18 protein-coding genes are annotated in these 21,143 nt (G+C 46.4%); 11 read left to right on the forward strand and 7 right to left on the reverse strand.

The features are described 5' to 3' along the window. Positions 1–39 precede the first annotated feature (39 nt). Positions 40–345: a type II toxin-antitoxin system RelE/ParE family toxin gene (locus tag QUB25_RS26600; RefSeq protein ID WP_333187998.1), complete on the reverse strand. Its 306-nt coding sequence runs from the start codon at positions 343–345 to the stop codon at positions 40–42. Between the two features lie 270 nt (positions 346–615). Here QUB25_RS26600 and typA point away from each other — a divergent pair, with 270 nt between their 5' ends. The 4 genes from typA (at position 616) to QUB25_RS26620 (ending at position 5,638) form a co-directional block, all read left to right on the forward strand. Beyond that, positions 616–2,406, forward strand: a complete 1,791-nt coding sequence (typA, locus tag QUB25_RS26605) for a translational GTPase TypA (RefSeq protein WP_333188001.1) — start codon at positions 616–618, stop codon at positions 2,404–2,406. Positions 2,407–2,918: 512 nt separating this feature from the next. Further along, complete coding sequence (locus QUB25_RS26610) at positions 2,919–3,791, forward strand: ParA family protein (RefSeq protein ID WP_333029965.1); 873 nt, start codon at positions 2,919–2,921, stop codon at positions 3,789–3,791. Then, the gene (locus tag QUB25_RS26615) at positions 3,788–4,234 is read left to right on the forward strand and encodes a hypothetical protein (protein WP_333059690.1); all 447 of its coding nucleotides are present in this window, start codon (positions 3,788–3,790) and stop codon (positions 4,232–4,234) included. The genes QUB25_RS26610 and QUB25_RS26615 overlap by 4 nt, the downstream gene beginning before the upstream one ends. 135 nt (positions 4,235–4,369) lie before the next feature. Continuing rightward, complete coding sequence (locus QUB25_RS26620) at positions 4,370–5,638, forward strand: DPP IV N-terminal domain-containing protein (RefSeq protein WP_333188004.1); 1,269 nt, start codon at positions 4,370–4,372, stop codon at positions 5,636–5,638. 141 nt (positions 5,639–5,779) lie between these two features. Here QUB25_RS26620 and hpsL read toward each other — a convergent pair whose 3' ends face one another. After that, positions 5,780–7,444 carry a hormogonium polysaccharide biosynthesis protein HpsL gene (gene hpsL, locus QUB25_RS26625; protein ID WP_333059693.1) on the reverse strand — a complete coding sequence of 555 codons (1,665 nt, stop codon included), beginning with the start codon at positions 7,442–7,444 and terminating at the stop codon, positions 5,780–5,782. 470 nt (positions 7,445–7,914) lie between these two features. On the opposite strand from hpsL, the gene QUB25_RS26630 reads away from it, so the two are divergent. Continuing rightward, positions 7,915–8,616, forward strand: coding sequence for an alpha/beta hydrolase (locus QUB25_RS26630; protein ID WP_333188007.1), 702 nt, complete (start codon positions 7,915–7,917; stop codon positions 8,614–8,616). Between the two features lie 262 nt (positions 8,617–8,878). On the opposite strand, the gene QUB25_RS26635 is transcribed toward QUB25_RS26630, so the two are convergent. The 3 genes from QUB25_RS26635 to QUB25_RS26645 all read right to left on the reverse strand — a co-directional run bounded on the left by QUB25_RS26635 (position 8,879) and on the right by QUB25_RS26645 (position 12,944). After that, a complete protein-coding gene (locus QUB25_RS26635; protein WP_333041987.1) occupies positions 8,879–9,775 on the reverse strand; it encodes a CoA-binding protein in 897 nt (298 codons plus the stop codon). An 83-nt stretch (positions 9,776–9,858) separates the two neighbouring features. Further along, positions 9,859–11,088: a succinate--CoA ligase subunit beta gene (locus tag QUB25_RS26640; protein WP_333188011.1), complete on the reverse strand. Its 1,230-nt coding sequence runs from the start codon at positions 11,086–11,088 to the stop codon at positions 9,859–9,861. A 338-nt stretch (positions 11,089–11,426) separates the two neighbouring features. Continuing rightward, positions 11,427–12,944 (reverse strand): glycosyltransferase family 2 protein, encoded by a 1,518-nt coding sequence (locus QUB25_RS26645; RefSeq protein ID WP_333188013.1) that lies wholly within the window; start codon positions 12,942–12,944, stop codon positions 11,427–11,429. A gap of 246 nt (positions 12,945–13,190) precedes the next feature. Here QUB25_RS26645 and ebsA point away from each other — a divergent pair, with 246 nt between their 5' ends. From ebsA to QUB25_RS26675, 6 genes are all read left to right on the forward strand, one after another. Beyond that, the gene (ebsA, locus tag QUB25_RS26650; protein ID WP_006634686.1) at positions 13,191–13,565 is read left to right on the forward strand and encodes a type IV pilus biogenesis protein EbsA; all 375 of its coding nucleotides are present in this window, start codon (positions 13,191–13,193) and stop codon (positions 13,563–13,565) included. 1,278 nt (positions 13,566–14,843) lie between these two features. Beyond that, positions 14,844–15,941 (forward strand): phosphotransacetylase family protein, encoded by a 1,098-nt coding sequence (locus QUB25_RS26655; protein WP_333188016.1) that lies wholly within the window; start codon positions 14,844–14,846, stop codon positions 15,939–15,941. A 278-nt stretch (positions 15,942–16,219) separates the two neighbouring features. After that, positions 16,220–16,723: a hypothetical protein gene (locus QUB25_RS26660; RefSeq protein ID WP_039887610.1), complete on the forward strand. Its 504-nt coding sequence runs from the start codon at positions 16,220–16,222 to the stop codon at positions 16,721–16,723. A gap of 15 nt (positions 16,724–16,738) precedes the next feature. Then, a complete protein-coding gene (locus QUB25_RS26665) occupies positions 16,739–17,155 on the forward strand; it encodes an MAPEG family protein (protein WP_333042012.1) in 417 nt (138 codons plus the stop codon). A gap of 123 nt (positions 17,156–17,278) precedes the next feature. After that, positions 17,279–17,770 (forward strand): YajQ family cyclic di-GMP-binding protein, encoded by a 492-nt coding sequence (locus QUB25_RS26670; protein WP_333059701.1) that lies wholly within the window; start codon positions 17,279–17,281, stop codon positions 17,768–17,770. 4 nt (positions 17,771–17,774) lie between these two features. Further along, positions 17,775–18,740, forward strand: coding sequence for an SGNH/GDSL hydrolase family protein (locus tag QUB25_RS26675; protein ID WP_333188018.1), 966 nt, complete (start codon positions 17,775–17,777; stop codon positions 18,738–18,740). Positions 18,741–18,837: 97 nt separating this feature from the next. Here the strand turns inward: QUB25_RS26675 and QUB25_RS26680 are convergent, their stop codons facing one another. Continuing rightward, a complete protein-coding gene (locus tag QUB25_RS26680; RefSeq protein WP_333188020.1) occupies positions 18,838–20,457 on the reverse strand; it encodes a mucoidy inhibitor MuiA family protein in 1,620 nt (539 codons plus the stop codon). A 63-nt stretch (positions 20,458–20,520) separates the two neighbouring features. Continuing rightward, the gene (locus QUB25_RS26685; RefSeq protein WP_333188023.1) at positions 20,521–21,120 is read right to left on the reverse strand and encodes a Uma2 family endonuclease; all 600 of its coding nucleotides are present in this window, start codon (positions 21,118–21,120) and stop codon (positions 20,521–20,523) included. Between the last annotated feature and the right edge of the window lie 23 nt (positions 21,121–21,143).

Consider the following 21,143-nt stretch of genomic DNA (forward strand, 5'->3'; position numbering starts at 1 on the left):
AGATGGAAATCCATGAGCTTAGCCTCTAGCATAAAGTTCCTATATTATACAGTTTCCACCGCCAACCCAGAAGAGCCTTTTATCCCCGCCTATCAAAAAAAGTACAATTGTTTCTTCTACTTGTCCAAAATAGACCCGATAGCCGGGGCCGTAATTTATCCTCAACTCATAGACACCTTCTCCGACAGCTCGATAATCTCCGAAATTTCCAGTCCCAACTCGATCGAGTCGCCGCTCAATCTTAAATTTTGCCTTGAGATCCCGCAGGGAGTCTAACCACTCCGAGAAAGGAACTTTGCCGTCTGGCGTGCTGTAACGCTGAATATCTCTGGGTTGTACTTCCATAAAGTCGATCGTACTTGCACGCTCATCTTAATATCGGCGATCGACCCGTATCCAAGCTTCTTCACCGGGGCCAACTCAAAATTACCGATCAACACAAACTCTGCATTCAGGCCTGGTGTAACGCTCCATTTCCCTCGGTTGCGCTTCGATAATCTTGATTCTAGCGACGATCGCACTCCAATCTGGCAGCCGCCCGATCGCCCCTTGACTCCATGCGCTACAATTATTAAGAAATCTTTAGTTAGATCCGTTTAACGTTCCAGACGCATTATGAGTCTTCCCATTCGCAACGTCGCCATCATTGCTCACGTCGATCACGGCAAAACCACCCTTGTGGACGCTCTCCTCAGACAGTCCGGGATCTTCCGCGAAGGGGAAGAAATCCCAGATTGCGTCATGGACTCCAACGACATCGAGCGCGAACGTGGCATTACCATCCTTTCCAAAAACACCGCCGTCAGGTACGGAGAAACCCTGATCAACATCGTCGATACCCCCGGACACGCGGACTTCGGCGGAGAAGTCGAACGAGTTCTCGGCATGGTTGACGGCTGTCTGCTGATCGTAGACGCCAACGAAGGCCCGATGCCGCAAACGCGGTTCGTGCTCAAAAAAGCCCTAGAAAAAGGACTGCGCCCGATCGTATTTGTGAATAAGATCGATCGCGAGCGAGCCGACCCCCACAAAGCCGTCGATAAAGTTTTGGATCTGTTCCTCGAACTAGGTGCTGACGACGATCAGTGCGAATTTCCCTATCTCTTCGGTTCCGGCTTAAGCGGTTACGCCAAAAAACACCTCGAAGACGAAGGGGTAGATATGAAGCCCCTCTTTGAAGAAATCCTCGACCACGTACCACCCCCCGTCGGCGACCCCAACAAGCCACTACAACTGCAAGTAACCACCTTAGATTACTCAGAATACGTCGGTCGCATCGTCATCGGCCGCATCCACAACGGCACGATTAGAATCGGTCAACAAGCAGTCTTAATCACCGAAAGTGGCGCGATTGTCAAATCAAAAATCAGCAAATTGATGGGCTTTGAAGGCCTGAAGCGGATTGATATCCCAGAATCTTCTGCTGGTAATCTTGTCGCCGTTGCAGGTTTTGCTGATGCGTATATTGGCGAGACAATTACCTGCCCCAACGACCCGCAAGCGCTACCTTTAATCAAAGTAGACGAACCAACTTTGCAGATGACTTTCTCCGTGAACGATTCGCCGTTCTGCGGTCAAGAAGGAAGTTTGGTAACATCGCGACAAATTCGCGATCGGCTAATGCGAGAACTCCAAACCAACGTCGCCTTGCGCGTCGAAGAAACCGAATCTCCCGACAAATTCCTCGTATCCGGCCGTGGCGAACTCCACCTCGGAATCCTGATCGAAAATATGCGTCGCGAAGGATACGAATTCCAAGTATCCCAGCCGCAAGTAATCTACCGCGAAATCGGCGGTCGTCCCTGCGAACCCTTTGAATGTTTGGTGTTAGACGTACCCGAAGAAGCAGTCGGCGGCTGCATCGAACGCCTCGGTCAGCGGAAAGCAGAAATGCAAGATATGCACGTCAGCAGCACCGGTCGCACCCAAATCGAATTTTCAGTTCCCGCTCGCGGTTTGATTGGATTCCGAGGCGAGTTTATGCGCTTGACTCGCGGCGCTGGAATTATGAACCACAGCTTCCTCGACTATCGCCCCCTCGGTGGAGAAATTATCGCCCGTCGCAACGGAGTATTGATTTCCTTTGAAGAAGGAATTGCAACTACTTATTCACTGAAAAATGCTGAAGACCGTGGCGTATTTTTCATTACCCCCGGAACCAAGGTTTACAGAGGGATGATTATCGGAGAAAACAACCGAGATGAAGACATGGAGCTGAATATTTGCAAGTCGAAGCAGTTGACAAACCACCGCGCATCTGGCGGTGAAGAATTGGCGCAATTGCAAGCGCCAGTCGATATGAGTTTGGAGCGCGCTTTGGAGTACATCGGCCAGGATGAATTGGTTGAAGTAACTCCTAAATCAATTCGCTTGCGGAAGGTTTCTAAGAAGTTGGTGAAACGCTAAAACAACTTGTAGGGTGCTCTTCGGCGCACCTTACTGGTGAAACGCTAAAAAAACTTGTAAGGTGTTCTTCGGCGCACCTTACTTTCTATCGACCGTAAAAACCTGCCAGAACTTAAAAAAGTATATATTATTTAATTGTGCTTTGGTTATTTTACTTAATTTTACACTTGAAAGCTGATATTTATCGGTAGGTATTTCCCCCAAAACCTTTAAACACCACGCAAATAAGATCCTCAGAGAAGCACAAGTATTCGGATTAGATAAAACCTTTTCAACATTAAGTCGATCGAGAATTTGGTCGCCGTGTTCCTTTTCATTAAATCTAGAATATATCTGTTTGAGTTTACCTTTTGGATGGCTAATAATTTGATTTTTTTATTATTTATTTCTATATCATAGCCTGCTTTTCATGTCAATTGGCATATCGGGCTGCTCAGGTGTGATCGCGCGATCAACTAACCGCCACAATATGTTTTAATTTATATTTGAGCAAAATCCAAACAAAGCCAGCCATGAGTCCTAAATCAATAGCCGTAATCAACTTCAAAGGCGGTGTCGGAAAGACTACCGTCACTTGGAGTCTGGGAAATATTATATCCCAAGGAACAGACTTAGAAGTCTTGATGTTAGACTTAGATCCGCAAATGTCGCTCACAGAGGCGATCGGACTTAACGAAAATACAGGTCATTTAGATGACAAGTTTGGTAAGTGGTACGAAAAATCCCTCAAGCATAGACTTACAATTTACGACGCTCTAGAAGTCTTTAAAAAAGCCGGACAAAACTTTAAATTTCCCGTTGGTTTCGACACCATTTATCAGATTGACGAACAGTTGCATTTTGTCCCTTCAGTTGAAGAATTGTATTGGTTAGATATCGATGGATTTGAGGGAAAAAGTGTTAAAGACTTCATCCGCAGATTCATCGGCAAAATCGCCAACTCTGCCAATCTCCCGAAATACGACTTGATGCTTTTTGACTGTTCGCCTTCCTTCAGTCTCCTCACCTACAGCGTACTTTCTTGCTGCGACTTAATATTAATTCCCGTCAATCCCGATTATTTTGGTTCTAGGGGATTGAGTTTAGTTTTAAACTCGCTTCAGAAACGGATTGAGCCTTATCCGTTTCCTAAGATAGCAGTCTTTATGAATAAAGCTAAAACCTATGGAGGGTTGCTGACAAATGAAGTTCAGTTTTACATGAGAGAAGTAAAGAGACTTTGCGATGAGATATCAAAAGATAATAACATAGAAGTTAGATTTTTAGAATCGACGATTAGGGAAAGTGTCGGGCTAAAACGGGCGATTAATGAGGGAGAACTGCCGCGAGAATTAGTTAGAGAATTTGAAAAACTATGGCGCGAGTGTGAGGAGTATCTGAAATGAGTAAAAAAGAAATTTTGGCTGCTTCCGAACAAGAAAGCGGGGGTTTAGTTGAGGAAATTGGCGAACTTAAGGAAATCTTGCGGGACGTTGCTAGAAAATTAACCAGGCTTGAGACTCAAGTCAAGCGGGGAGTGGTTTCTGCTGGCTCAAAAACTTCGGATATTACCAGGGGTGCTGATGTTAATAAACCTGTTAATTTATCGGCTGCCAATGTTCTAGAAGTTTATGAAGAACTGCGTTTACAAGCTAAGAATGGTAATGAAGAAGAGGTGAGGCAAAAGTTGTTGGCCATGAGTGCAAGTGACTTGAACTTGATGTGTTGCGAGTTAGGGATGCCGCCCAGCAGCAAGAATCCGTCGCGCAAAAAAATGTTCGAGCTAATTATTGGCAGAATTAAACAGAGTTTGAGGCTATCGAGACATATCGACAGACAAACACTTTGAATCGGGCATTGCGAATTGGGCATTGGTAATAGCTTGGAGTTAGAATTTGCCATATCCCCGCAGGACTTTAAGAAGTCGGAGATATGAGGACTGAAGACTGTGAAAATTTAAAAGTAAGGAGATGATATTGACAAAATGCTTTTGAATAAATTATTGCGACTTAGTTCGATCGCCCTCATCTCCCTAACACTCTTAATCAGCTTGTTTTTGAGCCTTCACAGCCCTCCCCCAACCGCAGCCCAAAAACCAAGGATACTAGCGTTTACCGCCCTCCAGATGCGCGGCAGCGAGACCATATCTAATTTATTTGCGGTCAATGCTACCACTTCCGCTCGCCGCAAACTTACACCTAATATAGATGTTAGCGCTCCCCTAGTGTGGTCGCCCAACGGTCAGCGACTGGCTTTCGTGAGTGGCGATACCGAAATTTATACAGTCAATGCTGACGGTTCTCGACTAACTAAACAGTTTGCTGAGGGTGGTTGCAAAGCACCTAATTTTGAAATAGCTTGGTTTTCCAACAGCCAGAAACTTGTTTTTGCCCGTTCTTGCGACGGTTTTACCTCTGATGCTCCCGGTAGCCAATCACTTTATATAAGCGACACTTCTGGCATTAAAGGAACTAAATTAGTTCGGGAATTAGAAGTAGGAGGAGAGCCGCCTCAAACGGAAATTTTATCGGAATTTTACCTTTCGCCGGACGGTCAGCAAGTAGCATTTGTCAAAGATAAAAATATTTACAAAATGAATGCCGACGGTTCGGGAATGACCAAAATAACTAAAAGTCCCGGCGAATATATATCTGGCGGCAGTCAACTTGTTTGGTCGCCAGATCGCACAAAAATTGCTTTCATGTTCGGCGCTTATCCGCAACAGCAAATTTACACAATTCATGCCGAGGGAACCAACCTCAAAAATTTGACGAACAACCCCCAAAATGAGGTTTACAACGTCAAAATATTTTGGTCTCCCGACAGCAGTCGCATTGCTTACTATTACAATAAACCTGGCGATTCATCAGGCGAACAGCAAGATATCTACCTGCTCGACATTAACCGGGGGACAGCCAAGAATCTCACCCAACAACCCAGAAACTACAACGAAATTTCGTGGTCGCCGGATGGCAAATTTATTGCTTTCGTCGCCGGAGAGTTCAACAATCAAAAACTCTACACAATCAATGCTGACGGGAACCAGCTAAATCAACTAGCTACCAGGCTAAAACCGTCGGAAATTTCTGAATTAGCTTGGTCTTCTGACAGCCAGCAAATTGCTTTTATATTTAATGAAATCCAAGGAGACAAAAGCAACTTGTATGTAATTAATCGGGACGGTTCGGCCTTGAATAAATTGACAAACGACCAGGATTTGAATGCTAGCCATCCGGTTTGGCAACCGCAGTAAAGTTAAGAGCCACAATATGCTGTAGGGGTGGGTTTTAGCACAGATAAACCCAGAACGGTGGGCTATCTTTGCACCGCCTTGGAGCGAAAGCGGGTTACTGAACAAGAAAGAATCCACCAAACTCAACACTCAAAAGTATTCTCAAATTGGGGAAGAGGCAATAATTTTTTTCTCCTTTAATGGCTGGTGAACTTGCAATTCATTTGACTCAACTTCCTGGTGTTTCTCATCCTGCACCTGTTTATCAATTTTGGGCAACTTTAAAATCGCCCCAGCTAAAACCCAATAATACACGGACACTGGATCTACATCCAGCGGATAGTATTGAGTATTGATCGTAATAAATGCAACAAACACCCAAAAACTAGCTCCGTAACTCCGCAAACTTTTGTCCTTGACAGATCTGTAAGCTCTAAAAGTTAGAAAAGCTAAGTGTAAAAGCATGAGCTGAAAACTAATCATTCCCGGATAACCGAGTTCGTATATCAATTTAGGTTGGAAAGTTTCAATTAGCTGCGTGGCACCAAATATTCGCGTTGAATTAGTGGCTCGTCCCACACCTCTACCGAGAGGTTTGTCAATGATAAAATTGTTGCTCTGCTCGAACTGATTAAAGAGAAACTGCTGGGGCGGTGCAGCATTCCAGCGACGAACAAAGCTCTCCCACCGCTGCTCGACAATTCCCGGGTTAATAGCTGCACCGACAAACAGCAGAATCGCCAGTCCTGCACCGACGGGAATAAATCGTTTTAAATTAACTAATTGACCGGTGAGAACTAGCAGGATTGCTGTAGCAACGGGAACCATAACTAAAGCAGCTCTTTGACCGGAAATAACTGCATTGGCAAATACTAATGCCATGCCAAATAAACCGATAACTCGCCACCAGAATGAAGGATCGCAAAAAGCAGAGGCAAAGGTTAAAAAAGCATTAGAAATTAAAAACCACGCCCACTGCCAAGGCGCGACAAAAGTTCCCGGCAAGCGGACCATCTTGACTTCTGGACTGAACACCAAAGAACCGCCGACAAAACATCTAGCTTCCAGCGTTGCTTTATATAATTCTGCTCCGGTCATTCCTCTGGTTCCCGCACACTTTCCACTTTGCAGCAACAGGTACTGAATCAAACCGAGAAGGCAGCAAACGATCGCCAAAACGATGTGCATTCGACTAAAAAATACCAAATCCTTCTTAGTGCGGAGCAGATAATAGGTACAAGCAATCAGCGGTATGTAACCTATCAATACTTTTAAGCCGAGAATTCCTTGCAGAATTGGTTTGTCGCCCGCCCTAGGGTTGAGCTGCATCTCCCCGTTGACAAAAATTAAAGTCAGCATTGCCATCATCAACAGGATGCTAAAGGTAGAAAGCATTTGTTTGGGAATGAACAGGCGCAACTGTTTCTTTTTGCAGCTTTGAATTAGGGCGATGAGAGCTGGTATGTAGAAAGCATCTTTGGCTACTTGAAATGCAGCATTCCCGCCGCCAATTGCGTAGGTAATTGTACCACTGAAAGGCAGGTAAATTAGAAAAGTCCACAAAGCTTGACGGGGATATTTGTAGGAAAGCAGCAAGATAGCTGCGGCTGCGCCTCCTGCAATAGCAATCTTAGGGCCTGCTACGAACAACAGGGGGATGCTGAGAGCAACGGTGACTAAGCAGCTTATGGCGATCGCCTGCACCAATTCATTGCGCTTTTCTGAAATTTTGCGTTTTTGTGCAGCTACTTCTTTTTTGCTGAGCGCTGTTGTTTTTTCGCTGTGCTTGTGTTTGGATTTCTTGGATTTGCGCTTGGTTTTCAACATATAGCAGAAGCAAGAAGGAAAAGGGAAGAGGGAAGAAGGCCCTTCGACTTCGCTCAGGGTAAAAAGAGGGAAGAGGGGAGAGGGAAGAAGGAAGGAAGAAGGAAGAGGGACTTAGTTGCCTAAGAGAGAAAGAAGAAGAAATCGACCCCTTATGTTTGTGCAATTAAGAACGTCCTCCCGTGAGGGCAGTTCCTATAATTTTTATAAGGCACTTATGTTGAAGGCGGAAGACACTCTGATATAGAAGGCTGGAGATGTAGAAGGTAGAAGACAGAAGGAATAGAAGCGAAAAATTTCGGCAGATGTGGTTACTTATTTTTAAAGTCAAGATCGAGAAAAAGTCTCGGTTTAGATTGTAGGTGTGACGCGGGCACAAATTACACTGGCGACCTTGTAGAATATAACTGCTGCATCTATAATGTACAAAAATGTACAAATCTCGAAAAAATAATTTTAATGTAGCGGTGAATATGAAATTAACAAAATTTGTATCGATCGGCATTGCCCTACTTTTAGGATCAAGCGGGAGCATATTATCTAGCAGCAGTAGAGCATTAGGGGCCGAAAAAGTTGTCCTCACCTTTGGCCCGATCAGACAAGCCATTAATGTCAGCGACTTAGAAGAATTTGCTAAAAACGGCACGACGACGCCAACCCTCCAACAAATTATCCGGTTCTCCAAAATGGACGCGCAAATGCTGCGGGGGTTCATGGGTTTAGAAATTGGTTTAAAGCCTGCTAATCTGGCGAGGGTAGTTTACAGCACCCCGGGAGAAAAAATCACTGACGACATCGGTCAAGCAATTCGGACTCAGCGCCGCACAGAAAGCGGAAAAGCTCTGCGGGCAGCGGTGCTCCTGGCATCCGGGGATGACGGTAAAGTATCGCTGCTCGAAATCCTGAAAAAGTATCCTCTCAACGAGGTTTACGTAGATGTTGCCAGCCTTCGCACCGCTGTTGGGAAAGTTCAGAGTATAGCCGGAACTCTGCGAAGCCTGCTTCAAGATGTGACGAGATCGACAACTCGCACAACTGAAACAAATCCCACCGAAAGTCCGATCGAACCTCGCCGCAGCGTGCAGCCAACAACTCCGCCTCCAGCGCCGCGCCGCGCCGCCCCCTTGCCAGCACCCGCACCGCAGCCTGTGACGCCGGTCAGAGGGCTTTGGTAAAAAAATCATAAAGGTGTCCTAAAGGCGGGTTGAAGCGGCTGTTGTGGCATTCTGCAGACACTTTTGATATCAAATCCGTTAGCATCGGAATAGTAAATCCGAGTTGACGGTTGACGGTTGACAGTGAACAGTCAACCGTCAACCGTCAACCGTCAACATCATTCCGGTGTAACCGGAAATGATATGAGACCAAACCCGCCCCGGCCTAACCCTTATCCCAACCCCAAGAGGGTTAGGACTTTTGTGAAAACTCCCAAAGCAATCAATTTTTCTTTAGCAATTTTTTGAGCAACTTAGGAATCTCTGAAGGTCGAGCCGCCACAGGTATGTCCGCCTCTTCAAAGGCAGCCATTTTGTTTGGGGCCGAAACTCCAAAGGCTTTCTGGGCAGCCGCTCGAGAACTGATCAGGATGCCGGCGTGGCCCAAAGACGGCCCCTTGGGAGCGTAGCGGCCGGCCAGATAAGCAACCACGGGTTTGTCGATCGCCGAAGCGATGTAAGAAGCAGCAGCTTGTTCACTCCAGCCCCCAACTTCCCCTACCAAAACCATCGCTTCGGTACTGTCGTCTTCGTCCAAAAGTTGCAGCCACTGCATAAAAGAAGAACCGACAATCGCGTCGCAGCCAATACAAACCGCCATCGACTGTCCCAACCCAGCCTCCGTTAGTTCTAGGGCAACTTCGTAAGTCAAAGTGCTGCTGCGGCTGATCACTCCCACCGGGCCGGGAGTGTAAAATTCCTTGGGGTGAGTTCCCAGCAGCAGTTTGTCGGGGACAATAATCCCCGGACTGTTGGGCCCGATTACCAAAGTTTCGGTGGCTTCTGCTTTTCTGACTAAGTGCACCATATCCAGAGGAGGCACTCCCCCAGTAACGATCGCAATTTGCCGAATTCCTCCGGCGATCGCTTCTAAAGCAGCATCCAGCACCGAGTAAGCGTCTACCAAAATTACCGCAGTGTCAACGTGACCCACTGCCGCCACTGCTTGTTCTACCAAATCAAAAATCGGAATTCCCTCCACTTCCAGCCCCCCCCGACCGGGACTGACACCGGCGACTACATTCGTGCCGTATGCTTTCATCATCAGGGCGGCGCGGGTGGACGCGGGAGATTCTGTAATGCCCTGTACTAGGACTTTGCTTTCAGGAGTTAAATTCATTTTTTCCCACTTGACACTCGATCTGTAAAAAGCAGAAGGCCTTCATCTGTACAGAAATCTCGTTGTTTGCCGATCAACTGCCGCTACTTGACGGAGGATACAGAAGCGGCCGCAGCCTCATCCAAAGTGCTAGCTAGCTGCACCGGCAACTGTCCCAAACGCTTTTTAACAGCATCAGCATCGATCTCTACCAGCCGGAGCACAACTTGGATGTGGCGGTTAGCGCGAGCTTTCCGTTCCAAATAGCCGGCTACTGCAGCGATTATTTCCTCGGTTTTGGAGGCGCTGCCCAAAATATTTACAAGTATCACCTTAACGCTTTTATCCTGAGCGACTAACTCAAGACCCAACTCCGCGCGATCGCGCAGGGCATTTGCTGCATAGTAGCGGTCTAGGGAACCAATATTCACAAAATTAGCTGGTTTTCCTCCTTGGTGGGTTACTGCATCTAGAGTTGCCATTGTCAGGCCCACTCCGTTGCACAAAACCGCGATATTCCCGTCTAGTTCGATTAATTGCAGGGATTCGGAATTCGAGATTGGGGATTTAGATTTGGGGTCAAACTCCGGCAACTGCTGAACCTTCGAGTGGGAATGGGAGCGATCGCCAGAGGCATGGGGACTTCTTCTTTCCCGTGCCAACCCGCTGCTTTGCCTCTTTCCCGATAGTGTTGCCAAATCTGGATGCCGCCCCAAGGCATCGTCGTTGGCGGTGACTTTACCATCTAAAGCCATTACCTCTCCCGTCGGACTGATGCCGAGAGGATTGATTTCTACTAGATCTAAATCTTTTTCGACAAACAGCCGGTACATTTTTTCGACAATGGTGCTCACGGATTGAATCAAGTCTCCCTGCAATCCCATTTTCAGCGCCAGACGCCTCGCGTAGAATGGGGAAAATTCTTGATCTACGGCAACTTGCTGCATTTGCTCGATCGACCCTTCGACATCCATACCTCCTTGGCTCGAACCCAGAAGCACCGGGCGTCGCGCTACGGGGTCTAGGAGTACCGCTAAGTACAATTCTTGGTCGGCGTTGTACTTTGCTTCTGCCAGTAGGACTTGGGGATACTCATCCTCGATGGGCAAATTAAAAATTGTTTGAGCGGCTGCTACTGCATCGATCGTATTTTCTACAAACTTGATACCGCCCGCCCTGCCCCGTCCCCCAGCCCGCACTTGCGATTTGAGTACAACTGGGTAGGGAATTTTCAATCCTTTGAGGTCGGCGGGATTGTCAATCCGCTGCGACGGCAAAATCGGAATTGCCATCTGTCGAAATAAAGATTTAGCTTGGTACTCTAACAAATCCATTTATCAATTACGGGTGACGGGTAGTTGGCAACAAGCAATTCGTCCAAATTGGCAATTCATAATTAATAGATAGTAATTGGTTTTTTGTCAAGTTAAAAGTTAAAAATTCTCGCTTTTATCTTTTAATTTTCGACTTTTGTATTGCCGATTACTTATTCGCTATTACCGCTCGCCGATTACCTATTACCTAAGCTGTTTTAAAGTGTTTTTTTCTCGGAATTGCCAAATTTTACTCTTAGGCTCTGGCGGGGAGATATTTGGCGAGCGTTGGTGTTTTTTTGTCTCGGAAAATCGTCGGACGTTCGGCGATACTGTGCCGAAATATTTCTGCGAATTGTTTACTTGATGCTATTAACAGCCCCTTGATGGACGGTTTTGACCCATTTAAGCCGCTTGGGCCGTACCGCAATCCGAGCCGTCACAGTCCCTACCAGCAGCCAGTGGAACATATACACAGTACCCCGCAGCGTTTGCAGTAAGGTGAGAAAAACTCTTTTAACGTCAAATTTGGTTTCTTTGCGAGTGCGGCGCAAACCGACAAACATTCCCACCACCGACAATGTAAGCGTCATAAAAGTTATGGGACTGGCGATCGGCATCCGGCGCAGCGCAATTGACATCACAAAGTCGGGTAGCGCTACTGTGGGTAAGAAATATTGAGATACCCAAAATCCAAATAAATCCCAAGTTTTCCCAGTTCCCATGCGGTTCCGCAAAATTAGCCGCCAGTAGTCAAGATAACGCTGATAGCCACCTTCTGCCCAGCGATTGCGCTGGTGCCACAGAGCGCGAGCGTTAGTGACTCCTTCTTCTGACACGGCTGGGAAAGCGAGAAATTCAATGTCCCATCGGTTTAGGTGCAGCCTCACCGTCAAATCCAGGTCGTCGGTAATCGTCTCCTCGTTCCAGCCTCCGCAGCTTTCCAAGGCGGTGCGGCGCATGAATTGGCCGTTACCGCGCAATTCTCCAATGCCGCCGATCGCAATCCGCTGCTGTTGGAAAAAACTGTCGAGAGCCATTTCTGCTTCTTGGCCACGAGTCCACAAATTTACCGAAGCATTGGCGATGGCTTTTCTGACTTGCACAGCCCCTACCTTTTCTGCATCGAACACTGGCAGCACCCGGCGCAGCAAATCCGGCGTTACCGTCGCGTCGGCGTCAAATATTCCCACAAATTCCCCGCGAGTCAGTGGCAACACTTGATTCAGGGCTCCAGACTTGCCGCCGCTGGCATTTGCTCCTCGGCGAAATACTTTGAGTTGGGGGTACTTTTTGGTTAGCTGTTCCAATACTAGCGGCGTGGCGTCGCTGCTGTGATCGTCGATCGCCCAAACTTCGTAGCGGTCGATCGGATAATCTACATTGCAGATGGATTCTACGAATCGGGCAATCACCGCTTCCTCATTTTTCGCCGCCACTAGCAGCGACACGTAAGGCCAATCCTCTCGACTTTCATCGGCCAGAGGCGGCAGTGCGGGCTTGGGTGAAGCAAACAAAACTCGAAATGCTTGCATCCACAGCAGTCCCGTCAACCCCCACACTACCCACGCACCCCAAGAAATCAAGTGCAGGGCGATCGTGCCGGCCCAAATCGCAGTCAGCACTGCGGCGGCTTTTCTGCGGCGTCCCCGGTACAGATTTTGAGGAAAAGAGGGAGTTCCCGGCACAGACACCGCAACCGGGAGCTCTGCTTTTGTTTCCGCGTCAAACACCCTGTCGCCAATGTCTGGTATAGCAAATACTTTGCTGAGCTTCGAGTGCGAGGTCAAACTCTTGAGCTCTTCTTGAGCTAAATCTGAGATGTCCAAGTTAAGCTCGCTGCGAGCGTCGTTTTCTGGCCAAGAACTCTCCTGCATAGGTTACTTGATTCAACCACCAATAGTTTTTGATTTTAGATATAAGCATCTACTGTATCAGTTTCTGGACTTTTGTCGAAAGCGGACGGGAGGACAACCAGCGGGTTCGGTGCTTGTACGGCCCTGGTAAACGGGCACTGCATAGAGTATTTTGGTTGACTTTTGCTTGCGATCGACCAGGAATATCTGCTAGTTTTTTCTGGGGATCTAAACTATCTGTTAGTAATAATTGTCTGAGGTGGAAATATGTCTATTCCTCAACTCAAGCCAGCCGATGACAAAGAAGTGAAAGTCTACGCGCCTTTCTGTCAAGAGCCCAGGCGCAAGTTTTTACCGCACGCTATTGGCCTCTACAAGCTCAAAAGCTTGGAGGGGGCAAGAAAAATTGACGGCGGGGAGAGCGTGCCGTTTGTCGCTAGTTGGAATATCTCGTCGCTGCCGATCGACTTAACCCGCTGTCGGGTGTTGTTTGACGGCAATGCTGAACTCAGCTACGAAGTTACTATGCAAAGCTCTGAGTTTGTTAGTTGCTTAATTGAGGTACTTCTGACTTTTCAGCGAACTCGTACTGTCGATTTTTCTAAAACGTTTTACCGCAAGCTGATGCGAATGGATGAATAACTTTCACCGCAGCCGCACTCCCGAAAGTCCGCAATTGACAATCAAGCAATTTAATCCGGGGCCCCCGGATTGATTCGTGGATCGAGAAAAAAGCTCCTCGCTCGCGATCGCCAGCCCCCGGATTTATCAGTGGGGTCGCTTTCTTCAATCTAAAATCTAAAATCTAAAATCTAAAATCGATTGACGGGCGCTATAACTGGCGCACCAATAGTGTAACGCCTCGACGGCAACATTACATGATTGGTGCGCCAGCCCTATTTGAGAAGCGGAAAGAGTAAGTGAGTTCTTGGATCATTCTCAATAATCCCTTTGGGGGTCAGCACTTATCCCCATTGCTAAAGTAAATCTACAGTAGTTTTCAGTTGAGCGTGATACAGATTTCGCGTAGGGACTCAGGCGAAGCCTGAGTCCCTACCTGTATTTCATCCTATTGAAAACTGCTGTATTTGTTGTGGGACAAGCGCCAAAGCCTATTGCGGATATTGGTGCTGTGCGAGTACGCGCGAGCGAAGCTATCGCCGTTAGGCGAATCGCGCCGTCCGATTTCGTTCAAATTTTGCGACTAGGTAACTGAGAGGAAAGCGCTGTATATCCGCCCAAGGAAAATCAATCTACAGCGATTGAACTGCGATCGGGCTAGCATCGCAATCAGCCTTTGGGCTGCCGAAATTCCAACCCACGCCGCCCGACAATTTATGTATTGAGAAGCTAGAAGCCCGATCCTAACAAGCTTATTGCTCGCAGTGCCACCGATCAGTTTTAAGGCGGGCGCTCGCAAGAATAATTAATAACTAATCATACAACCTATCCATTTTCAATTATATGCAAAACTGCTTAGGCAAGCACCGTGCTTTCTTCCTATACAATCCTCTATTTAGCCCAGAAAAAAACTCTCCTAAACCCTCTAAGTAGGCTTTCAAGGTAAGCTAGCCCATTTTTACCGTGTTATTTTTATTCGATAAAGTTCTATGTTAATATCTAACTTACGCAATACGAATGGGTGAAAATCTTACAATTAAAATCGGTTGTTAAAGGAATTAGGGGGCGATAAATACTTCTTAAAAACGGCTGGTACAACAAACAATTTAAAAACTGCTTCCCCAAAATCAAGTAATAAAAATGGGAAGCAAAGGATTGGGAACAGGTGAATAAAAGTTTTCAGCAAAAAAAGAATATGCCCAAAAGCGACAAAATCGAGTATAATAATATTGCAAAATTGAGTCGCAGTTCAGAAATACTGTAGAAAAAACTAAATTTATTGAAATAGACAGGTGCAAATTGAGGATTGAAGGCGTACCCAAATTGACTAAATATTTGCTGATCGGTTCCACAAAAGCTTACAGCGGCAAGTCGGCCATCGCCTTGGGGATGGCACTCGGACTCCGGGAAAAAGGACTGGCCATCGCCTACGGCAAACCTCTGGGAACCTGTTTCAGCTCCGAGGGAGCTGGGATCGAGGACGAAGATGTACGGTTCGCGGTAGAGACGCTGAAGCTCTCAGAAAGTCAGATGCCGTCAACACTGCTGTATTTGGATGAAGAGACAGTTCACAAGCGTTTGCGGGGAGAAGACAAGACAGATTACCGCCAGTCTTTAGCGCAATATTTGCAAGCTCCCAGCGGAGACTTGGTGCTGTTAGAAGGCCCAGCTAATTTGGAGGAAGGCAGTCTGTTTGACTTGTCTTTGGCTCAAGTCGCTGAGGCAGTTGATGCCTCTGTGCTGTTGGTAGCCCGCCCGATCGATCTGTATATAGACGATTTGCTGTCGGCTAAACAGCGTTTGGGTTCCCGGTTGCTGGGCGTGGTACTTAATGACGTTCCCTCGGACAAACTCGAATGCGTAACGGCGACTGTGCGGCCTTTTCTGGAGGCTGCGGGTATTCCAGTTTTGGGAATGCTGCCGAGAAGTGCTTTGCTGCGAAGTGTCAGCGTCAAAGAATTGGTGCACCAATTGAAAGCTGACGTGCTGTGCCGTCGAGACCGTTTGGACTTGATGGTGGAAACCTTGACAATTGGCGCGATGAATGTTAGTTCGGCTCTGAAATATTTCCGCAAAGCGAGAAATATGGCGGTGGTGACGGGGGGCGATCGCACGGACATTCAGCTCGCGGCTCTGGAGAGCTCGACTCAGTGCTTAATTTTGACAGGCCACTTGCCTCCTTCTCCCCTAGTGATTGGCAGGGCAGAAGAAATGGAAATTCCGGTTTTGTCTGTTGATTTGGATACCTTAACCACGGTAGAAATTATCGACAGCACCTTTGGCAGCGTGCGCCTGCACGAACCGATCAAGGTGGAATGCGTTACTCAGCTAATGGCAGAACATTTTGACCTTGATGGCATGATGGCATCCTTGGGCCTGAGCGATCGAGTCGATTAATAACAGAGCCGGAGCTGAGGGAAGAAGGTATTCGGCAGAGAGAACTTTTTGTTTAAATAAATAAAAAGCCAAAATTCTTAAATTCTCAATTTTTCTTGAATTCTACCTTGAGCTCCGGCTGCCGAATGTCTTCAGACATTCTGCCTTCTGGCTTCCTCAAATCTCCCGATCCTCTAGTCTGATCCGGTAAATCAGCAATTCTTAACTTCTTTTTGGCGGCAATGGCTAGTGAGTCTGCTAAAATCCACAACGTAGTTTTATTTAATTTAATAAATTCTTTGAGTCAATCAATTGAGCTACCCAGAGTAGATGATTTTTTACAAGAACTTGCGGCGATCCAGCAAACCAGCTCCAAGCGGATTGCTCTTTTGGGTTCTCGCCACGTTCCTATTACCCACCAGCAGCTAATTGAGATGCTGAGCTACGCCATAGTTCTGGGAGGCAATCAGCTCATCACTTCTGGTGCAACAGGCACCAATTCAGCAGCAATTCGGGGAGCAATGCGAGCAGATCCAAATCTGCTGACGGTGATTTTGCCACAAAGCATGAGTCGCCAGCCTCGGGAGTCTCGCGACCAACTCGAACAAGTGATACATTTGGTAGAAAATCCCAAAAATGATAGCTTGTCTCTCCCGGAAGCAAGCGCCATGTGCAATCAGGAGATTATTTCTCGCTGCCAGCAACTGATATGTTTTGCTTTTCACGAAAGCCACACTTTGCTGAAAACTTGCCAGGATGCGGAGGAACAGCGCAAGGTAGTTACTCTGTTCTATTTTGATTGAACTGCGAGGCCGATGATGCTGTTGGGATTACCTGTGTCGGTTATTCTGCTTGATTGTATTGCTGCTGCTGCTGCGCTGGTTTACGCACCGTTTTTGGTGGTTGCGTTCGCCCGCTTGCAGCTAGGCTACGACCAAGCAGCCCCCCGCGCTATGTTTGAGAGGTTGCCGGCTTACGCTCAACGGGCAACTTGGGCTCACCAAAATTCGTTTGAGACGTTTATGCTGTTTTCAGCGGCGGCTTTGATGGCTTTTGTGACGGGGGTAGATTCGGAACCGGCGGGTTGGGCTGCGATCGCTTTTACGATCGCCCGGTTGTTGTTTTCGGTTTTCTATATTCTGAATGTGCCGCTGGGGCGATCGCTCATGTTTGCGATTAGTTCTTCTTGCACAGCTACTTTATTCTATTTCAGTTTAATGGCTGTTAATGGCTAATTGTTATTAGTCACTGGTCATTAGTCATTAGTTAAGAGACGCTTAATTAATGACTAATTACCAACTACCAACTACCAATTACCCATTACCAACTACCAATTACCCATTACCAATTACTAATTTATGGCTGCTAGTTATTCCTTTGATATTGTCAGCGAGTTCGATCGGCAAGAATTAGTTAACGCTGTTGACCAAACTGTCCGGGAAATTCAAAGCCGTTACGACTTGAAAGATACCAAAACTACTGTAGAATTGGGCGCTGAAGCAATTACTGTCAATACCGACAGTGAATTTACTCTCGACGCGATTCACACAGTTTTGCAAACTAAAGCCGCCAAGCGCAATTTGTCTCTGAAAATTTTTGATTATGGGAAAATTGAAGCTGCTAGTGGTACTAGAGTACGCCAAGAAATCAAACTTAAAAAAGGGATAGACCAGGAAATTGCCAAGAAAATCACTAAATTAATTCGAGATGAGTTTAAAAAGATTCAAGGCTCGATTCAAGGTGATTCAGTGCGCGTTTCGGCTAAGGATAAGGATGATTTGCAGTTGGTAATTCAACGGTTGAAGCAAGAAGATTATCCGATGGCTTTGCAGTTTACCAATTACAGGTAAATTTTTGAAAGCTAACTATTGGATTCCCGGTTATGCGATCGCATCTTTGAGTGCTATAGAACTTGCCTTGCGCTTGCTCGGATTCGGAAATCCTGCCTTGCTGCAAGCTGATGCTAATGCTGGCTATATATTTGCACCAAATCAACTTGTATATCGCTTTGGGAATAGAGTTGAGTACAATCAATTTTCTCAGCGTTCTGAACAAATCGATTCAGCAAAGCCTGAAGATACTCTCAGAATTTTGATGATAGGAGATTCGGTTCTAAACGGTAATAATACCACCGATCAGAAAGAAACTCTTCCAGAATTGTTTGAAGCGCGTTTGTTGGGCATAAAAAAGCAAGTTGAGGTGCTGAATGCTTCGGCAGGTTCTTGGGGAATTGGCAATCAATTGGGATATATTCGCAAGTTTGGCACTTTTGAAAGCGATGCTGTGATTTTGCAAATTGGTACTCACGATTTGCTACAACCTCCAAGTAGCAGCGCGGGGGTGGGAAATGACCCGCTGATGCCGAATCGCAAACCGTTATTGGCAATTCAAGAAGTGTTTCAAAGACACGTTATGCCCCAATTTTCAAGTATTTTTGTATCGAATTCTCCTGCGGCGGGAGTGCCGGTGTCGGAATCAAAACGGTTTATGGAAAATATGCAGCGATTTGAGCAAATAGTTGCTTTGGTGCGAGCTAAGAATATTCCGTTGTTTGTGTTGTATACTTGCGATCGAGCGGATTTACTGCCCGTACCGAATCAGCCGAAGTTTAAATCCGAGTTTGTCGATCGGCTAAAAGCTTTAAAAATTCCAATCATAGACACTCATGCAGCCTGGTCAAAATTGCCGAAAACGAGGGTAAAAAGTTATTTTCGGGATGGCGTACACCCCACAGCCCCAGCTTATGAATCAATAGCAGATTTAGTGTTTCAACAGTTGTGTATACAGAAAAAATTGGTGGCGTGTGGCGGGAAGAAATAAGCTGCTTTATAGCCGAAGGAAGAAGTCCGATGGAAGCCGCCAGAAGGAAGAGGTAATTCCTGAGAACTGGGACCTGACAACTGACAACGGATTGGTATTAAATATCTAAACCCGTGACTGTTAAGTCGGGAGGATGTTCGACAACAAACTGGTAATATAACTCTTGCTTTGCTTGTGGCGGCAGAGACATTATCCATTCTAGCAGTCCCATTTCACCTGCTAATATTTTCGGATTAGTGAGAGTCGATCGCACTTTAATTTGTTCATTGCGGCTGACTGGCAATTGTTCTTTTAGTGTCAGGTGTACCTGCACCTGATGCAAGTTTGTCACATTTAAGCGATAAGCGTAACTCGTGCGCCTCTGCTGACCGATCAGTTTTTTATCTACTTGTCTTTCCACTAATTCCCGCTGTATTTTTAACCGTTCATCTATTCCTAAATTAACTTTATATTCTTGCCCGGGGGAAACATTTTCTAACTGCACACGGCCGACAAAAGTGTTGTCGCGAAAGATATTTGCTTTACCGGGAAGCAGAGTTGCGCCTGTCAGCGGATTCACAACAACTGCTTGCAAATAGGCAAAACTGACTAATCGCGGAACGGCTATATATTCAGGCGTAAAGGGATAATTTTCGCTGAAAATCGTCACTTTGTGCGGTGTACCGTCGCTGGGAATCTTGGTAATTCCGCCTACTTGAAATGAGACTGTACCGCCTTCTCTGGATACTTGGGCTGTGGCTATTTGAGCTGCTAGCGGCGATCGTGTTATGGAGCGTGAACGGCCTGCAAAACCTTCAGATAATATCTCTTCTAGGTCTAAAAAATCATCCTCTGATACACCCCTACCACAAAATTGCTCTGGCTCGGTTTTATCGATATACCAAGGTTCTAGTTTTGGTGGGAGAGTTCCCATTCCGGGTTTTGCTGTAGATAAAGTCAGCGCTACTCCAGTCCAATCTTCGCCTGTATTTTGATTGACTTCGGCTAGGTAATTGAGATTAATTTGGTTGTTGGTAGTGTTTACTCGCAAGTCGTAAAGGGGAGTCCAACGGGCTCGCGTGACTACATAGGAAACTTCTATTTCAAAATTGCCGCTGGCACTGGGTTCAATGGCAACAATGATGTTAAAACTTTGCTGCGAATGGGGAGTTTGTACTTGCCCCAACTGCTGCTGCAAAGCTTTTATTTGCTTGTCTATTTCGCGCTGCTGTTTTTCGTGTTGGGCGATCGCACTTACATATTTTAGGTAATTAGTTCCTAAAAAATTGAGCAATTCGCTAGTTTCGTTTAAACCTACCTGCTGTTTGGCGATGCTGCTAGAAAAGAAACCGACGCTTTTTTCGCTCAAACCTTCCACAAATTGGAGCTGAATTTTTCGGGCGGTTATTTTGTCGTTAATTCCCCGTCTTTGGGTTTGTAACTCCTTAATTTGTTGGGTTAATTCGGCAGTGCGATCGCCCACTGGTTCGCTGCTAAACACTCTTTCGCTTCGCACTCCCAAAAGTCGCACAGCAACTGTACCCACACCCGTAGCCCTGACTGACTCTGTGTCGAGGGTTGCAGGAACAGAGGCGATCGCCAATTCTCGCTCGTTTCCCGTCAGAGATACCGTACCGCGCCGCGTCACCAAAGCGCGATCGGTATAAACTGTAACTTCTGATATGCTAGTATTTAGTGTTTTAATGGTATCAGAATTAAGTATTTCTGAGTCAGTCATTGCCAGTGGCTCCTATTTAATAACCGTTTAGTCGATCGAGCTATTTCAAAAATAGTTTATTGGTCAATTTTCCCGATCGCCCATTCCTCTAGAAAATTCCTCTAGCGCATCCAAAGGCGAAGCAAATAAAATGCAGCGTTTCAGCAAAGATAAGTCTAACTCTGGCAGCATTTCGCTGCTAGTAATGCGATCGTAACCTTCCTCTCGCAGATGGTAAAGCTCTAGAGTGCCATCTTCCCAAAACCAGACTTCCGGGACTCCCATCAGTCGGTATTTCTGAAGTTTAATCGGACTACCGCTAGTGATAACAATCTCAATACATAAATCTGGCACATCTTTAATAGTTCCGAAACAATAAGACAAATCTGCCTGATACTCGACTTGCTCTTCGACAATCTGACTGTAAGTACCGCTGGGAAAAAATACAATTCTTCTTTGCAGAAAATACTGTCCCATTAGCAAGCCCATCAAACACCTAATCGCTTCCTGCAACCTTCCAGTACCCACAATTTCTAAAACTCCCTCACAATAAAATAAGCGTACATTCGGCACGTCTTCAAAACCAGCTTGAATTGCCTTGAATTGATGCCATGTCACACCGCGCCAAGTGAAACGTTGTTCGATTGCGGGAGAAGTGGTTGGATTGTCTACAGTTTGAAGCATGATTGTTTTATTGATGTTCAAAA

It is taken from the genome of Microcoleus sp. B3-D7, from assembly GCF_036705305.1.
GTDB lineage: Bacteria > Cyanobacteriota > Cyanobacteriia > Cyanobacteriales > Microcoleaceae > Microcoleus.

What these genes read in the sequence shown, in the direction of transcription:
- QUB25_RS26635 (WP_333041987.1), bottom strand. Translation starts at nt 9,775, where the DNA reads ATGAATTTAACTCCTGAAAGCAAAGTCCTAGTACAGGGCATTACAGAA.
- ebsA (WP_006634686.1), top strand. Translation starts at nt 13,191, where the DNA reads ATGTCTATTCCTCAACTCAAGCCAGCCGATGACAAAGAAGTGAAAGTC.
- QUB25_RS26620 (WP_333188004.1), top strand. Translation starts at nt 4,370, where the DNA reads ATGCTTTTGAATAAATTATTGCGACTTAGTTCGATCGCCCTCATCTCC.
- QUB25_RS26670 (WP_333059701.1), top strand. Translation starts at nt 17,279, where the DNA reads ATGGCTGCTAGTTATTCCTTTGATATTGTCAGCGAGTTCGATCGGCAA.
- QUB25_RS26610 (WP_333029965.1), top strand. Translation starts at nt 2,919, where the DNA reads ATGAGTCCTAAATCAATAGCCGTAATCAACTTCAAAGGCGGTGTCGGA.
- QUB25_RS26645 (WP_333188013.1), bottom strand. Translation starts at nt 12,944, where the DNA reads ATGCAGGAGAGTTCTTGGCCAGAAAACGACGCTCGCAGCGAGCTTAAC.
- typA (WP_333188001.1), top strand. Translation starts at nt 616, where the DNA reads ATGAGTCTTCCCATTCGCAACGTCGCCATCATTGCTCACGTCGATCAC.
- QUB25_RS26685 (WP_333188023.1), bottom strand. Translation starts at nt 21,120, where the DNA reads ATGCTTCAAACTGTAGACAATCCAACCACTTCTCCCGCAATCGAACAA.
- QUB25_RS26680 (WP_333188020.1), bottom strand. Translation starts at nt 20,457, where the DNA reads ATGACTGACTCAGAAATACTTAATTCTGATACCATTAAAACACTAAAT.
- hpsL (WP_333059693.1), bottom strand. Translation starts at nt 7,444, where the DNA reads ATGTTGAAAACCAAGCGCAAATCCAAGAAATCCAAACACAAGCACAGC.
- QUB25_RS26665 (WP_333042012.1), top strand. Translation starts at nt 16,739, where the DNA reads ATGCTGTTGGGATTACCTGTGTCGGTTATTCTGCTTGATTGTATTGCT.
- QUB25_RS26630 (WP_333188007.1), top strand. Translation starts at nt 7,915, where the DNA reads ATGAAATTAACAAAATTTGTATCGATCGGCATTGCCCTACTTTTAGGA.
- QUB25_RS26615 (WP_333059690.1), top strand. Translation starts at nt 3,788, where the DNA reads ATGAGTAAAAAAGAAATTTTGGCTGCTTCCGAACAAGAAAGCGGGGGT.
- QUB25_RS26640 (WP_333188011.1), bottom strand. Translation starts at nt 11,088, where the DNA reads ATGGATTTGTTAGAGTACCAAGCTAAATCTTTATTTCGACAGATGGCA.
- QUB25_RS26600 (WP_333187998.1), bottom strand. Translation starts at nt 345, where the DNA reads ATGGAAGTACAACCCAGAGATATTCAGCGTTACAGCACGCCAGACGGC.